This window comes from Altererythrobacter lutimaris, assembly GCF_013371495.1.
Taxonomy (GTDB): Bacteria; Pseudomonadota; Alphaproteobacteria; order Sphingomonadales; family Sphingomonadaceae; genus Erythrobacter; species Erythrobacter lutimaris_A.
The window spans coordinates 44,964-60,049 of sequence record NZ_JABWTA010000001.1; the positions used below are offsets into that span (position 1 = coordinate 44,964).

The following is a 15,086-nucleotide window of genomic DNA, read 5'->3' on the forward strand; positions in this document are numbered from 1 at the left end:
GGGGCTAAAATCATGAAAAACCTTCTTTCTTTAGCTCTCGTAATCGTAGCGCTTTTGATGCCAGCGCATGCTGCGGCAGAGCGCGTACGCGATCTAGGAACTTTTGAAGGACTGCGCGCGAACCAGCTCACCGGATACGGCGTGGTTGTAGGCCTGCAAGGGACCGGCGATAACAATCTGCAATATGCAACGGAGGCCATGCGCGGTGTTTCCGGCAGGCTCGGGTTGCAATTGCCGCCCGGCGTTTCGCCTGCACTCAAGAATGCTGCGGCGGTGATCATTACAGCGGAGCTTCCCGCTTTTGCCAAGCCTGGCCAGCGGATCGACATAACCGTGTCGACAATGGGCCAAGCGACAAGCTTGCGCGGCGGAGCCTTGGTCCTGACGCCGCTATACGGCGCGGACGGACAGATTTATGCGATGGCGCAAGGCAATATCGCTGTGGGTGGGCTTGGCGTTTCCGGACGCGATGGCTCGCGTCTCACGGTCAATGTCGCAACTGTCGGACGGATCGCAGACGGAGCAACCGTGGAACGGGCCGTAGCGACTGGTTTCGACCAGCAAGGCTTGCTGCGTTTCAACTTGCATCAGGCTGACTTCCTGACCGCTTCCCGGGTGCGCGATGCAGTGAATGATCTGTATCCCGGCACAGCGCGCGTGCTTGATGGTGTAAGTGTCGAAATGGCCTTGCCGCTCGGCAATGACCGCCGCTCTGCGATGCTCGCTGAGATCGAGATGCTGAGCGTCACGCCAGCCCCGCAACCTGCGCGCGTCATCGTTAACAGCCGCACCGGGACTGTGGTGATCAATCAGTCAGTTCGGCTCATGCCGGCCGCGATCAGCCACGGCAATCTGACGATCCGCATCGAGGAAGATCCGCTGGTCGTCCAGCCATTACCCTTTGCAAATGGTGAAACTGCCATTGAGGAAGATACGCAGATTACCGTTGAGCAGGACGAAAGCCGGGTCGCCTTAATGCCTGGGGCAGCATCGCTGTCTGAGATCGTCGATGCACTCAACATGCTTGATGTAGGCGCGGCGGATTTGGTCGTGATCCTCGAATCGCTCAAGCAAGCCGGAGCTCTGCAAGCGGAAATGGTAATTCTATGATCACGCCTGCAAGCCCCCTTGAGAGCATTACTCCACGATCCTCGCTCACCAGCGAGCAAATGGGGCTGCGCGAAGCTGCACAAGGCTTTGAAGCGATCATGCTGCGGCAATTACTCGCGAGCGCACGCGCTAGCAGCATGGCCGAGCAAACGCCCTTTACAGGGTCGGGCCTGGAGCAATTCCAGACCATGCTCGATGACCATTTCGCAGACATCGCGTCAAAGAGCGGAACACTCGGCATTGCTGCCAGCATCGAAGCGCAATTGAGCGCGCATTTGCGTCAGGCTCCGGCTTCTTCAGGTCGCGAGGAAGTATAAGCCATGTCATCCGATCTCATCATCATTGGCAGAGCAGGGACCATTGCCGCGCGAAGCGCGCTGGAAGTCACCGCTCAGAACATCGCCAATGCGGACAATCCCGATTACGCGCGCCGCCGGGTTACGCAGACCGAGCTGCTTGCAACAGGCAGTATTGGCGGCTTTTCATCAAGCTCGCTCGGGGGTGTACGTATTGATGAGATCCAGCGCAGCGATGCAGTATTCCTGCAAAACCAGGCAAGACGCACCGGGAGCGATCTTGCGCGTGCCGATGCTGAACTCTCAGGTCTGCTCGCGGTTGAGACTGCAATCGATCAAACTGGAATTTTCCCTGCGATTGTCGACTTCGAAGCATCGCTGGCAGAGCTGCAATCCGATCCGCTTAACGGCGCGCTGCGCTCCGCTGTTCTGGAAAGCGGACGTGCACTTGCTGAGACACTGAATATTGCGGATCGCACGCTGGCGCAGTCTGGCGAGCAGATCCGCTTCGAAGCGAATTCCGGTGTTGAACAGGTCAATCTTTATGCTGGCGAGCTTGCGCGGATTAACGCTGAGATCGTACGTACTGAGCCAGGTACCTCGAGCTTTGCTGCATTGCTCGATCAGCGTGATAGTGCGCTTAGCCAAATGTCCGATCAGCTTGGCATTGCGGTTGAATATGACATCAATGGGACTGTGGCTGTCAGGCAGGGCGATGCGAGCGGGCCCTTGCTCGTATCCGGCACAAACTCGTCGCCACTCGCGCTGAGCGCAAATGCCGATGGCACAGTGGATTTCACTGTCGGGGGCGCGGCTGTCACTTTGGCTAGCGGACAATTGGCAGGGCAAGCTCAAGCGCTCTTTACGCAGCGCGATTATGGCCAACGTTTGGATGATCTTGCGGCGCTTACTGTTACACAGGTCAATACCGCGCAGACGAACGGCGCAGCTCCTGATGGCACAGCCGGCCAGCCATTCTTCTCGGGCAGCACAGCAGGGGACATTACCGTCGCGCTGACTAGCGGCGCAGGGATAGCCACCGCTGCTGTGGGATCGCCTGCGCAAAGCCGCGATACGAGCAATCTGGAAGCGCTCCGCTCAACACTGGCATCGAACACCGGCCCAGCAAGCGAAGCGGACAGCCTGCTGTTCGACTTGGCCAATGCCGTGCGCAGCCGTGAAGTCACCCGCGATGCGACAGCGATTATTGCAGAGACTGCTCAAACTGCCCTGGTCGCGGAAACTGGCGTCGATCTGGAGCAGGAAGCGGTCAATCTGGTGCGTTTCCAGCAAGCTTTTCAGGCCTCCAGCCGGGTTATCCAGACAGCGAATGACATCTTCAACTCCATCCTTGGGATCAGAAGCTGATGGTCAATATCACGAACTCGACGTCTGCTTTCTATCAGCGCTCGCTGGGCCAGCTTGGGCAATTGCGCGGTGCGGCTGAAAGCTTGCAGAACCAGATTGCTACAGGCCAAAGGCTTGAGAGGGCATCGGATGATCCGGTTGCATCTGCGCGACTGCGCACGCTTTCACGCATGGATCGGCTGGCTGACATTGATGCGCGCAATGCCTCGCGTGCGAGCGATGAGCTAAGTACAGCGGCAGACGGCGTTGAAAGCATTGCAGATCTGGTGATCCGCGCGCGCGAACTGGCAATCTGGGCAGGCAATGACACCACCAGTGCAAGCGAACGTGAGCTAATCGCGACGGAAATCGACCAATTGCGCGAAACCATCTTCGCCAATGCCAATGGCTTTACCAACACCGGACGCTCTCTTTTTGGAGGCGACATCGATGGCGCGGCCTATTCTATGGATGGAGTTGGCAATGTCACATATGTTGGCGCAGCTGATAGCGGCGTTATCGATATTGGCGAAGGCGTGACCATTGAACGCGGCATTACTGGGCCAAACATCCTCCAGTTTGATAATGGCGGCACTACGACTGATGTGTTCGCCTTTCTGGCCGATCTGACCGCTGCTCTGCGCGGCGGCGTGGCTGACCCCGCGGCGGCGTCGCGTGATGCGGTCGAAGGCCTCGATGGGGCAATTGACTCGCTCGGCCGCGCGCAAGCCATCTATGGCGCGCGACTGGCATGGATCGACAGTGTCCAGCAAACACAGACCGTCCGCAGTGAAGCCCGCGCGCAGGAAGGCGGGGAGATCGGCGGCACCGATCTCAGCGTTGCGATCACCCAGCTTCAACAAACTCTCACAGTCCTCGAAGCCAGCCAGGCGAGCTTCGCCCGCGTCACTTCGCTAAGCCTGTTCGACGCCATTTGAATTCTTCTGACGCAGCCACCGTGCTGCGTCTCTTTTTGAGTAAGGGAATTAACCATGTTTGCCGCCATTGGGATCGTTGTTTTGCTGTTCATGGTGTTTGGCGGCTTCATCATCGCCGGGGGCAATATAATGCCTATTCTGGCAGCTCTCCCTATCGAAATGATGATCATCGGCGGAGCGGCTTTGGGCGCTTTGTTGATCGGGAATACCAAGCATGAATTGATGCTGTTGCTGGGCGGATTTGCGAAGGTCTTCAAAGGGCCGCGATATACCGATCAGGACCATATCGATGCGATTGCGCTGTCCTCGAAGCTCCTGAAAATGATGCGTTCTGAAGGCGCGGTGGCGCTGGAAAGCCATGTCATGGAGCCGGAAAACTCGCCGATTTTTGCTGAGTATCCGCGTTTGCTCGCCGACGATGCCGTGCGCAATCTCATCTGCGACTCCTTGACCCTTCTGGTGGTCTCCAGCGGCACGCTCGATACGCATGCGGTCGAGGATGTGATCGATAATGCGATCAAGACTCAGCTCCACGAAATGGAGGAGCCTGCGCATTCTATTCAGACGCTCGCTGACAGCCTGCCGGCCTTGGGAATTGTTGCGGCGGTTCTCGGGGTGATCAAGACCATGGGCTCAATCAATGAGCCACCTGAGGTTCTCGGTAAGATGATTGGTGCAGCCTTGGTCGGAACGTTCATGGGCGTTTTGCTTGCATATGGCCTGGTCGGGCCAATGGCAGGGCGCCTCAATCAGGTGAATGCGCATGACAAACAGATCTTCTATTCGATCAAGCAGGTCATTGTCGCATCGCTGCATGGCTATCCGCAGCCCATGGTGGTGGAGGCTGCTCGCTCGGGCCTGCCCCCCGCGCATCGTCCGAAGCTGACAGAACTGCTTGATACGCTGCGGGGCAAGTAAAGTGGCTGCACCTGAGAAAAGCGAGGTTGCCACTCCGCCAGCGCCGATCATCGTCAAGAAGATCACGATCGAACAGGGCGGTCATCATGGCGGCGCTTGGAAAGTTGCCTATGCCGACTTTGTGACGGCCATGATGGCGTTTTTCCTGCTGCTCTGGTTGCTCGGTGCAACCACGGAAGATCAGCGCAAGGGCCTTGCTGACTATTTCACGCCTACGCTCGTCAAACTAAAGGAACAGAGTGCCGGATCTGACGGTATGCTCGGTGGTAGCTCGATCACGGACGTCGACAATTATCCCAATCGCCAAGGGCAAACGGGAAATCAGGCGATCACTATTCCGCTCGACTCCTCTGGCGGAGAATTGGAAGGCGGCGCAGCCGTCCGTGAACTCAAAGCAGACAAGCTCAAAGAGCAGATCGAAGAGAAACTGCGCGAGAAAACGCGCCTACGCCGGCTCGCCAAACAGGTTCAAGTCGTGCGCACCCCAGTCGGTGTACGTATCGACCTTGTCGACGATGCTGAGTTTTCAATGTTCGCGCTAGGCACCACCGTGTTGATGCCGGAAGCGCGCGAGCTGATCGGCGTCATCTCCGACACAATTGGAGATAAGCCGCAAAAGGTCATTGTGCGCGGACACACCGACTCGCTCAAATGGCGCCCTGGTGTGCAAGCGAACAACTGGTCGCTTTCTACCGGTCGTGCAGAGGCAGTGCGCCAGGCATTGATGCGCGGCGGACTGACGGAAATCCGCTTTGTCCGGATTGAAGGCGTTGCAGCACGCGAACCGCTGATTCCGGACGATCCGGCTGATCCGCGCAACCGCCGCGTGTCGATCCTGCTGCTGTCAGCTTCCGATGTGAGCGCGCTGGAAGGCGCTTGATCGCGCTCAAAATATAGCGGTCTGGCACCGCCCCACGCGGTTCCAACAAAGTTGACAAAGTTGACACCTGTCAACTTCGCTAAATCGGCCTCAACCCTTCAGAAATCTGCCGTTTTTGGTCTTTCCAACGAAGTTGACACTTTTCCTATCTTTGCAAAAGTCTCTAGCCAAATTTTCAAGGAACCATGCAGAATATGACGCGGTCTGCGCGAGTAGGAAAGCGTGCCGGATATACCCTGCGCTGGCCGATACGATGCTGCACACGGTGGGGAGGGCGACGAGGCAGCGAGCATGCTTCTTGGGTGCTCTCAGCCCCATTCTCACTGCTCTCGGCGGATCACCACGAGCTTGGAGCCGCATAAGGCCTGCAAGCCTTCTCACCCGCGCCCACTTATGCGTCACACAGCAAGAAGACCCGACGCTCGGGGATAGAGCGCCGGGCCTTGCAAGGTCCGATGGAGGACTTCGGTAAACTTACCGGAGCAGCGACAATACGTTTTGCTGGCTCTGGTTCGCCTGTGCGAGCATTGCAGTTGATGCCTGGCTGAGGATCTGTGCCTTGGCGAGCTGCGTGGTCTCTGCCGAATAGTCAGTGTCCATGATCCGCGAACGTGCGTCCGTCAGGTTGGTGACATTGGTCGTCAGGTTAGCGATGGCTGATTCCAGACGGTTCTGGCCAGCACCCAGCGATGCACGTGTGCCGCTCACTTCATCAAGCGCTGAGTCGACGTTCGTGATCGTGGTGTCAGCCAAAGCAGCTGTCGTCACGTCGAGAGCAGCCGCCGACAGGTTCGTACCGTCGATTGCAGTGCTGGTCAGCGTAACGGTTTCGGTTGCGCTGGTTGCGATGTCGACGGTTACGTCTGTACCGGCAGTGGTGCTGAATACGCCGACGCCGTTGAACTGCGTGTTAGCCAGCACGTCAGCGATCTGCTCCTGCAGCTGCGAGACTTCAGCGTTCATATAGCCGCGGTCGGTTGCGTCGTAGGTGCCGTTGCGTGACTGAACAGCCAGTTCGCGAACGCGCTGCAGCATGTTGGTCACTTCATCGAGCGCACCTTCCGCTGTCTGAGCAAGGGCGATACCATCGTTCGCGTTACGAACACCCTGGTTCATAGCGCGAATGTCAGAGGTCATCGTGGTCGCAATGGCGAGACCTGCGGCGTCGTCTTTCGCACCGTTGATGCGCTGACCCGTAGACAGGCGCTCCATCGCCTGACCCATCATCTGTGATGCGCTGGTCGATGCGTTTGCAGCGCGGAGGGCGGAAATATTCGTATTGATAACAGACATTTATAAAACTCCTATTGTCAAGCCACAGCCCGGTCGTTGCCGTGGCTGTCGCAAACAAGAGCGTCCGTCTGCTGCGATCTTTAACCCCCAAAATCCGATCGTGATGTTGGCAAGCATAGGTGGTTCTACGTGGCCTTAATTTAGCGCCACTTTGGACGTGCCCACGCCAAAAGCCCCGAAACGAGGGCAAAAACGGGGTTTACGCAAATGCTTCCGATACAGGCAGATCCAGCGGTTGAAAAAAAGCATCAGCGTTTGATTGAGCGGGTGTTTTCGACTTTGGTAGAGGCATGCGTGCCTGCCGATCTGCGGATTGAGGATACAGATGGCGGCGAATTCGCAGTTTCGAAAGCAGGTCATGTTCTGGCTTTGTCAGACAGCGGAGAGCTTCGGCTCGAACAGCTGACGAAAAAGACGCGCCAACTCTCCTATCCGCTCAATGAACCCGAAAGCGCGCGCAGCGCATGTATCGCAGCTGCGACCAAGCCAGGCATGCCGATTGCAGGCGATAATCAAACGCTCGCTCTGCTGACCCTCGCAGGACGCATTGCGACAAGTGACATTCCTGTGCTGATCGAAGGCCCGACCGGAACCGGCAAGGAAGTGCTCGCGCAGTTCCTTCACAATGCCAGTGCGCGCGCAGACGAGCCTTTCATTGCCGTCAATTGCGCAGCTATGCCTGAAGCGATGCTGGAAGCTTTGCTGTTTGGGCATTGCAAAGGCGCGTTCACAGGAGCGAGCGCGGCAGGCGAGGGCTTCTTTCGTGCAGCCGATGGCGGAACGCTCTTGCTAGATGAAATCGGCGAGATGCCCCTTACTTTACAGGCCAAACTGCTTCGCGCACTGCAGGAAGGCGAAGTGGTGCCTCTTGGTGCGACTAAGCCTGTAGCAGTAGATGTGCGCATCGTCGCTTGCACGAACCGCGAACTGGCTGGCGAAGTCGCACAATGTCGCTTTCGTGAAGATCTCTATTACAGACTGAATGTCTTTCCGTTGCACATGCCCGCATTGCGCGAGCGTCGTGCGGATATTGCGCCGCTCGCGTTCGGCATGTTGCTGCGCCACGCGGCGCGTCCAAACATGCCTGGCTGGATCGACGAAGACGCGATTGACGTGCTCGGCGCGCATGACTGGCCAGGCAATGTCCGCGAGCTGGAAAATGTAATCCGGCGGGCGATTGTCCTCGCTGGTTCGGAACCGGCCATCACAGCCGAGCACATCCAGTTTGATCGGCCGGTTCGCTCGATTGCCGCGAATGATATTGCCATTCAGACCGGTGAAGTCGTTTCGCATCCAGCAGGTGATCGTGCGCTTGCGGAAGCGCGTTCATCTGATCGGTCTCTCTCTGACATCGCATTTGAATCCGAAGCGCAAGCGATCCTCGACACGCTTGAGCGGTGCAATGGCCATCGCGGCAAGACTGCCGAGCAGCTTGGCATTTCGGAGCGGACCCTGCGCTATCGCCTCGCGAACATGCGTGAGGCTGGCCTCGCAGTTGCAGGAGCAGGGCGGTGAGCACCATCGGTTCACAAACAGGCTTGCAGCAAGTCCTTGCCCTGCGTCAGCAGATCGCTGAACGCAGCGACGCGCTGCAATCGCTGCGCAATGCTCAGCCTCAGCAAACACCCGCTGCGACAGACACGTCGCAAGGCGTCGACTTCGCAAAGACGCTTAACGATGCGGTGCAGGAAGTGAACGCGACGCAAAAGCGCGCGTCCGACATGGCAGCAGCCTATGAGCGCGGCGAGGTCACCGATGTGGCGCAGGTCATGCTCGCTCGGCAGGAATCGAGCGTGGCGTTTGAAGCGACACTGCAGGTCCGCAACAAGCTGTTGACTGCCTATCAAGACATCATGCGGATGGGAGTGTGATAGGTGGCTAGCAATCCGCCTCCCGCGATCGCTGGTGATACCGGAGCTCTGCCCGCACAGCCTCAAGGCAGTGCAGGGGCTTCGCCCTATGCGCGTCTGTCTGAGTTCATGGCTCAACCTGCTGTGAAGCGCACTATCCCAGCATTGGGCGGGCTTGCAGCCATCGCTGCTGCCGGCCTTGCTTACATGGCCATCACGGCGGGGCCGCAGCGCGTGCTCTATTCGGATCTGACAGATGCCGAGCGTGCCAGCGTTGCTGAAGCTCTAACAGGCGGCGGGATCGGATATGAGATCGATCCGGGCACGGGTATGATCACGGTCGCGCAGGACGATCTTTATGCAGCCCGCATGCTGGTCGCGAGCAATACCGGGCTCGCCGCTCCTCAAGACGCTTCGCAAATGCTCGATGCGATCCCGCTCGGATCAAGTCGAACACTTGAAGGCGAACGTTTGCGTCTTGCACGCGAGCGTGAGCTGATGATGACCATTCAGGAGATCGACGGCATCAACAGCGTGAGAGTGCATCTGGCAACTCCTGAGCGCTCTGTTTTCGTGCGCGAGAACAGTCCGCCGAGTGCGTCAGTCATGGTGCGACTTTCACGCAGCCGCAGCCTTTCCAAGGATCAGGTCGATGCGATTGTGAACCTGGTCTCGGGCTCGGTACCGGGTTTAGCGAGCGATGCAGTACGGGTCGTCGATCAGAATGGCCGTTTGCTAACCTCTGACAGCAATGGCGTGCTTGACGAGTTGATGCTGCAGCGGGAATTTGAAGCGAAGCTTCGCGATCAGATCGGTCAATTGCTGGTCCCGCTGCTGGGTGAAGGAAACTTCACCAGCGAAGTCCAGATCGACCTAGACCGGCAGGAAGTGACTTCTGCGCGCGAAACCTACGATCAGGAAGGTGTGGTTCGCAGCGAAGCGACCACCAGCGCCAACCGCGCAGGCGGATCGCAGGTTGGCGGAGTGCCGGGCGTTCTTGCGAATACACCTCCACCCCCGGCAGAACTGGTCGAGGAAGCGCCAGAAGGTGGCGAAGCGCAACCGGCTGAAACGACACCGGGCGATAGCGAAACCAGCGCGCGCCGCGACTATGAAATCGGCCGCGAAGTGGCTGTTACCAGCACGCGTCCAGGCGGGGTCAACCGCATATCGGTCGCCGTGGCTGTCAGCGCGAGCGCTCTCGAAGCCATCGCACCTGCCGATGAAGAACGCATTCAAGCGCTCATCGAAGCAGCGGTTGGCGCGGACGCAGAACGCGGCGATGTTGTGACCGTCGTTACCGGCGCTTTCGAAGCCCCTGCGGTCGAAGAGCCAGCTTTCTACGAGCAGCCATGGTTCGAGATGGTTGTGCGGTATGGCGCAGCCGTGCTCGCGGTTTTGCTGGTCTTGCTGCTTGGGGTGCGGCCCATGCTCAAGCGGTTGAAGGAAGCCAGGCAAGTTGAGCAAGAGCGCGCGGAAGAAGCACAACAAGCGCTGCTCGATGCGGGCGGAGTTGAGCTGAGCGAAGAGGAAACCGCTGAAGTTCAGCGCTTGGCAGCACAGGCTCGAAGCGAAGGCGTACCGGCGGATCTGGCCGAGCAAGTGGCCTTGGCGCGGCGCTTGGCCGAAGCGCGTCCGGATCGGGCAGTGGCGGCCCTTCAGCGCATGCTCGCAGCGCCTGAAAAGCCGGAAGCTGTATGATGAGCGAGCTTGCTGAACTCTCTCAAGCGCATAGCGCTGCTGTCTTCGTGTTGCTGCTCGAAGATCGCAATGCCGCTGAACTGCTCGGCCGGCTTGGACCCGATGAGCTGGAGCGCGTGGGCGCATCGATGTGCCAGCTTGGTGACGTTGATCCCTCGCGTATCGCGCGTGCGATAGCGAGCTTTGTGGAAGAGGCTGATCGCGAAGCCTTGTCCGCCGATGGCCGCGAAGATCATGTCCGCTCGCTGTTCGTCAATGCGATTGGCGACGTGAAAGCGGAAAGTGTGATGAAGCGCATTCAGCCTGAAGAGCGGCCGCGATCTTTGGAGCTGGCGCGCTGGCTTGCTCCGTCGATTGTCGCGCCGCTTATCGAAGATGAGCACCCTCAAGTGATCGCCGTACTTCTGCTGATGATGGAAGCAGAGCCAGCAGCGGAAATCCTATCTTTGATGCCCGAAGCTTTTCAACCGCGCATCGTCGAACGCATTGCAAAGCTTGGTCCGGTCTCAGGGCAAACCATCGACATGCTCGACACTCTTCTGTCCAAACGGATTGGCGAGCGCTTTGGTGCAGCAGCCCTGACGCTTGGCGGAGCGCGCGAAGCGGCTAACCTCATCAATGCAGCAGCGGGCGCTGTCGGACAGCGAGTATTGCCAGCCATCGAGCAACGCGACGCAGAGCTTGCCGCGGCGATCGAAGAAGAAATGTTCACATTCGAAATGCTGTACGAGCTCGACCGGATGGGCATGGGTCGCTTGTTGCGCGACGTCGAAAACGATGTTCTTGTCGATGCCTTGAAAGGTCTGTCCGAAGACGATCAGGAACCGTTTTTCTCTGCCATGTCGAGCCGTGCTGCTGATGGCGTGAAGGACGAGATCGAACTGCGCGGCAAGCTTCGCCGTGAAGATGTTCAAGCCGCGCAGAAGAAGATTGTCGAGGTTGCTCGCCGCTTGTCGGACGAAGGCGAACTCAGTCTGGGCGGGGACGATGGCGAGTTTGTCTGATCTTCTCGAACAACCGGCTTCTACTGCGTCGCAGCCCTCCTGGATCGACGCGCTTCAAGGCAGCGAAGGCTTTGTCGACGGACTGTTTCAACGAGCCGCTGTTGGCACGTCGAGCAATGCTGACAGCGCAGAGGCACTGCGCGCGCAGGCCTATGCGGAAGGCGAAGCTGCGGGACGTGCGGCAGCGCTCGCGGAACATGAGCAGACGGCAAAGCAGCAGGACAGGTTCAAACTCGCCTTGGCGCAATTTGACAAGGCAGCACACGCTGCGTTGTCCGATCAACTAGCCAAAACAGTGCTTGCCTTGTGCGAGCCGATCCTCGGCGATTTCGCGGTCGACAAGCAAGGATTGCAATCTCGCTGCGAGACACTGATCGCTCAGTTCAAAGACGCGACCGACAAACTCGTCTTGCATGTTCATCCCGACGATGCAGCAAGTATCGATGAACATGTACGCGAGACCGTTATTATCCGCGAGGATGCCGGAATCGAGCGCGGTTCGCTTCGTCTGGAAGGGCCGGAAGGCAGCTTCACTGACGGGCCCGCGGATTGGCGACGGGCCATTGCAGCGGCAGTGCGGACATGATCGCAACGCTCCAAAAAGAGCTAGAGGCAATGGCGTCGCGCGGCGTTGATCCAGCGCCGGTTCGGGTTGGACGCGTGGTCGCTTGTGATGGCGGCTTGGTCGAAGTGTCAGGCTTGCCGGCCCCAATCGGAACGCTCTGCCGGATAGAAACGCAGGACAAACCGCGCGGCTGCACCGCTGAAGTCATCGGCTTTCGCGCAGGCCACAGCCTGATGATGCTTCTCGGCGATACCGTCATGCTTCAACCGGGTGCGGATGTGCGCGCAGACCGTGATCCGGGCATGGTGCATGTCGGTGAAGCGCTGCTTGGCCGTGCCGTCGACGGCAGTATGCGTCCGATTGACGGCGGCGAGCGACCTGACGTTAGCGAACTGTGGCCGCTAGGCGGGATTCGTGAAAGCGCGCTGGAACGCAGCAGCGTAGTCGAGCCGTTCGATTGCGGAGTACGTGCGATCAATGGACTGGCTACCATGGGCGTCGGCCAGCGGCTCGGGATCATGGCAGGCTCGGGTGTCGGCAAGTCTGTCCTGATCGACATGATCGCTCATGGCGCCGAAGCGGACATTACGATTGTCGGCTTGATCGGCGAGCGTGCGCGCGAGGTCTCGGATTTCGTCTCGCGCCACATGAGCGGTGCTCAGCGAAACCGCACTATCATGGTCGCGGTCCCGGCTGACCATGCGCCCAATTTACGGCTACGCGGTGCGCAATATGCCTGCGCTCTGGCGGAATACTTTCGTAGCCAGGGTAAGCGCGTGCTTCTCATCCTCGACAGCCTCACACGTGTCGCGCATGCCGCGCGAGAGATTGCGCTCCTGCTCGGGGAGCCGGGTGCTGCTCGTGGCTATCCGCCCTCTGCTCTCGCGACGATTACCAGACTGGTCGAGCGCGCCGGTAATTCCGCAAGGAGCGGGGGCGCGATCACTGGTGTCTACACAGTGCTTGCTGACGGGGACGATCAGGATGATCCGGTTGTCGATACAGCACGCGCGATCCTTGACGGCCACATTGTTCTATCGCGCGAGCTTGCTCAACAAGGGCACTATCCCGCGATAGATGTTTCGGCTTCGCTTAGCCGCGTGATGGACGCAATTGTCAGCGAGCAGCATCGCCGCGATGCGCGAGAATTGCGGTCGCTCGTGTCTGCGGTCCAGACCAATCGCGACCTTGTCATGATGGGCGCATACCGTCCTGGTTCGGATCCGTTGCTCGACCGCGGAATGGCGGCAATGCCGAAAATAAACACTTTTCTTCAACAGGATGCGGATGAACGAGTAACGATTGCCGATAGCGTCGCGGCTTTGGCTAATGCCACAAGGCTTGAGGCGGAAGCATGAACCGGGAGAAGAAAAAAGCGGCCGTTCTTGCGCGGCAGTCCCGGATCGGTGCAATCGAACGCAAGCTCGCTTTGCGCGAACTGGCCGATGCCCAATCAGAGCGCTCCCGGATGCACGCTTTGGCAGAGCGGAGCGAGGCCCTGGCGGACAATCGCGCCTCCCGAATGTCAGTCAAAAATGCGAGCGATCTGAGTAGCCTAATTCGCTTCAGCGGCGCGCTTCACGGCGTTAGCGATGATGCGCGTAAGATGAGCGATGTGGCGCAGAGTGAAGCGGATCGCAGTGCTCAAACGCTCGGCCGGCTCGATAACCGGTTGAAAACACTGAATACCCGTAGGCGCGATGCCGAGCGCGCTGTCGAACGCAAGCAAGCGCAGCGCGCGCTCAGCCAAGCCGCGCCGCCGGGTCAAATTGGCACGAGAATTGCTTCTTCAGGTGCGGAGAAAAAGGAACCGCAGCGATGATCCAATTGCCCAGCTCAATGATACCTCAGCCAACCGGCGGACCTAGCATCGCTGTCGGCAAGCCACTGGAATCGATCACTGAAATCGGCCTGAGCGCGGAGTTTGCGGCAGCACTTGCCGATGTGCTGCAGATCGAGAATGGCGAAGTGCAGCTGGTTTCGGGCGGTCCGCGATTGCCGGGCGGCAATAGCTTGCCGGGTGACAGCGATCCGGTCGAACTGCTTGGCAATCTCTTGCCGGATGGCGCCGCTGCGAGTGCTGGAGATGACCCCGAGATAACTCGAGATGACCAGGAGATTGGTCGAGATCAACGCATCGCTTTGATAGATGGCCGGCTCCAAGTCGTAGTTCCTGGTGAGACCAATTTAGCTCTCACGAGCGCGGCCCAAACTTCAAGCCCGCAAACCGGCACCCTAACCGATACTACCAACAGCACCCCGCCACTCGCCGCTAGCATTGCCCGTCTGCAATCGCTGCTGAGCCAAACCGGCTCCAATGATGCAGGCCAGCCCGCCGCTGCTCGCCAAGCCAACGGCATAGAAGCACGCCGGGCAGGGCTTGAGCGCGCTTTGGAAGCTATCATGGGGAGAGCTGCGCAGCCTGCCGGTCCATCCGTTCAGATCCCGCCGACACAAGATGCCGAGCTGCCAAGTTTACAGAGCTCCGCCATGCTTGAGCGGCTTGCTGAAGCTATTGGTCGCCCTGCCAGCGAAGTGCGCGAGCGCTTTGCCATCGTGCAGGAAATCATGCGCGATCCGGCACCGACGTCGCGCGCGCTGGACCAGCTTGGCCTCACAACTGGGGCCACAAGCGACACAGCGAATGCCAGCACACAGCGCCTCTCGACAAGCGGCTTCGAAAGCGCGCTGCGCGATAGCAGCCAGCTTGAGACACTGATCGAGAACTTGGCTCAGGCTCGCGAAACGGGCCGCGCAGCTAAAGGCGAGATGCTTGTCCGGCACGAGGATTTCGGCGTTGTCAGCATGAAGCTCGCCGCGATTGAAGGCGAGCTCAAGGCAACGCTTAACAGCCGCGATCCCGGCTTTGCTCTTGCCGCGCAAAACGCGATCGCAGAACGCAGTGTTGCCGCTGTCAGCGACAGCTACAACGCCCAATCGCGCGGGCAGGATAACGCCGCAGGCCAAGGCTCATCAGGCGGCCAGCAGCAACGCGATTTCGGCGCGCAGCTTCAGCAGGGCGGAGGCTCAGGCGAGCAATCTTCAGCACAGAGCGAACGCGATTCCATGAGCGGACAAGCATCGCGCAGCAGCGATGAGCAACGCGAGGAAATGATCACTTCAGGGCCGTCTACCAGCGGGCTCTACGCCTGATTGCGCAGCGCAAGACCTGAACTTCAACTGC

15 protein-coding genes are annotated in these 15,086 nt (G+C 59.1%); 14 read left to right on the top strand and 1 reads right to left on the bottom strand.

Going from position 1 to position 15,086, the window contains the following annotated elements; genetic code table 11:
- Positions 1-12: 12 nt before the first annotated feature.
- The 6 genes from HUO12_RS00180 to HUO12_RS00205 are packed head-to-tail and all read left to right on the top strand — an operon-like array spanning position 13 to position 5,489.
- Positions 13-1,110, top strand: a complete 1,098-nt coding sequence (locus tag HUO12_RS00180) for a flagellar basal body P-ring protein FlgI (protein WP_176271685.1) — start codon at positions 13-15, stop codon at positions 1,108-1,110.
- Positions 1,107-1,427 carry a rod-binding protein gene (locus HUO12_RS00185; RefSeq protein WP_176271686.1) on the top strand — a complete coding sequence of 107 codons (321 nt, stop codon included), beginning with the start codon at positions 1,107-1,109 and terminating at the stop codon, positions 1,425-1,427. The genes HUO12_RS00180 and HUO12_RS00185 overlap by 4 nt, the downstream gene beginning before the upstream one ends.
- A 3-nt stretch (positions 1,428-1,430) precedes the next feature.
- Positions 1,431-2,774, top strand: coding sequence for a flagellar hook-associated protein FlgK (gene flgK / locus HUO12_RS00190; protein ID WP_176271687.1), 1,344 nt, complete (start codon positions 1,431-1,433; stop codon positions 2,772-2,774).
- Positions 2,774-3,691 carry a flagellin N-terminal helical domain-containing protein gene (locus tag HUO12_RS00195; RefSeq protein ID WP_176271688.1) on the top strand — a complete coding sequence of 306 codons (918 nt, stop codon included), beginning with the start codon at positions 2,774-2,776 and terminating at the stop codon, positions 3,689-3,691. Before flgK ends, HUO12_RS00195 begins: the two co-directional genes overlap by 1 nt.
- A gap of 54 nt (positions 3,692-3,745) precedes the next feature.
- Positions 3,746-4,609 (top strand): flagellar motor stator protein MotA, encoded by an 864-nt coding sequence (gene motA, locus HUO12_RS00200; RefSeq protein ID WP_176271689.1) that lies wholly within the window; start codon positions 3,746-3,748, stop codon positions 4,607-4,609.
- A 1-nt stretch (position 4,610) separates the two neighbouring features.
- A complete protein-coding gene (locus tag HUO12_RS00205) occupies positions 4,611-5,489 on the top strand; it encodes a flagellar motor protein MotB (protein WP_176271690.1) in 879 nt (292 codons plus the stop codon).
- 474 nt (positions 5,490-5,963) lie between these two features.
- On the opposite strand, the gene HUO12_RS00210 is transcribed toward HUO12_RS00205, so the two are convergent.
- On the bottom strand, positions 5,964-6,782 hold the full coding sequence (locus tag HUO12_RS00210) for a flagellin N-terminal helical domain-containing protein (protein WP_176271691.1): 819 nt from the start codon (positions 6,780-6,782) through the stop codon (positions 5,964-5,966).
- A 294-nt stretch (positions 6,783-7,076) separates the two neighbouring features.
- Between HUO12_RS00210 and HUO12_RS00215 the strand changes: the two genes are divergently transcribed.
- Genes HUO12_RS00215 through HUO12_RS00250 form a run of 8 tightly spaced genes read left to right on the top strand, consistent with a single transcriptional unit; the run spans position 7,077 to position 15,055 of the window.
- Positions 7,077-8,297 carry a sigma-54 interaction domain-containing protein gene (locus tag HUO12_RS00215; protein ID WP_332310349.1) on the top strand — a complete coding sequence of 407 codons (1,221 nt, stop codon included), beginning with the start codon at positions 7,077-7,079 and terminating at the stop codon, positions 8,295-8,297.
- Positions 8,294-8,653, top strand: coding sequence for a flagellar hook-basal body complex protein FliE (gene fliE, locus HUO12_RS00220; RefSeq protein ID WP_176271693.1), 360 nt, complete (start codon positions 8,294-8,296; stop codon positions 8,651-8,653). Before HUO12_RS00215 ends, fliE begins: the two co-directional genes overlap by 4 nt.
- 3 nt (positions 8,654-8,656) lie before the next feature.
- Positions 8,657-10,333 carry a flagellar basal-body MS-ring/collar protein FliF gene (gene fliF / locus HUO12_RS00225; RefSeq protein WP_332310350.1) on the top strand — a complete coding sequence of 559 codons (1,677 nt, stop codon included), beginning with the start codon at positions 8,657-8,659 and terminating at the stop codon, positions 10,331-10,333.
- Positions 10,330-11,337, top strand: coding sequence for a flagellar motor switch protein FliG (gene fliG / locus HUO12_RS00230; protein ID WP_232367261.1), 1,008 nt, complete (start codon positions 10,330-10,332; stop codon positions 11,335-11,337). The genes fliF and fliG overlap by 4 nt, the downstream gene beginning before the upstream one ends.
- Positions 11,321-11,923, top strand: coding sequence for a FliH/SctL family protein (locus HUO12_RS00235; protein ID WP_176271694.1), 603 nt, complete (start codon positions 11,321-11,323; stop codon positions 11,921-11,923). Before fliG ends, HUO12_RS00235 begins: the two co-directional genes overlap by 17 nt.
- The gene (locus HUO12_RS00240; RefSeq protein ID WP_176271695.1) at positions 11,920-13,260 is read left to right on the top strand and encodes a FliI/YscN family ATPase; all 1,341 of its coding nucleotides are present in this window, start codon (positions 11,920-11,922) and stop codon (positions 13,258-13,260) included. Before HUO12_RS00235 ends, HUO12_RS00240 begins: the two co-directional genes overlap by 4 nt.
- Positions 13,257-13,724, top strand: coding sequence for a hypothetical protein (locus HUO12_RS00245; RefSeq protein ID WP_176271696.1), 468 nt, complete (start codon positions 13,257-13,259; stop codon positions 13,722-13,724). The genes HUO12_RS00240 and HUO12_RS00245 overlap by 4 nt, the downstream gene beginning before the upstream one ends.
- Complete coding sequence (locus HUO12_RS00250) at positions 13,721-15,055, top strand: hypothetical protein (RefSeq protein WP_176271697.1); 1,335 nt, start codon at positions 13,721-13,723, stop codon at positions 15,053-15,055. The genes HUO12_RS00245 and HUO12_RS00250 overlap by 4 nt, the downstream gene beginning before the upstream one ends.
- Positions 15,056-15,086: the final 31 nt, after the last annotated feature.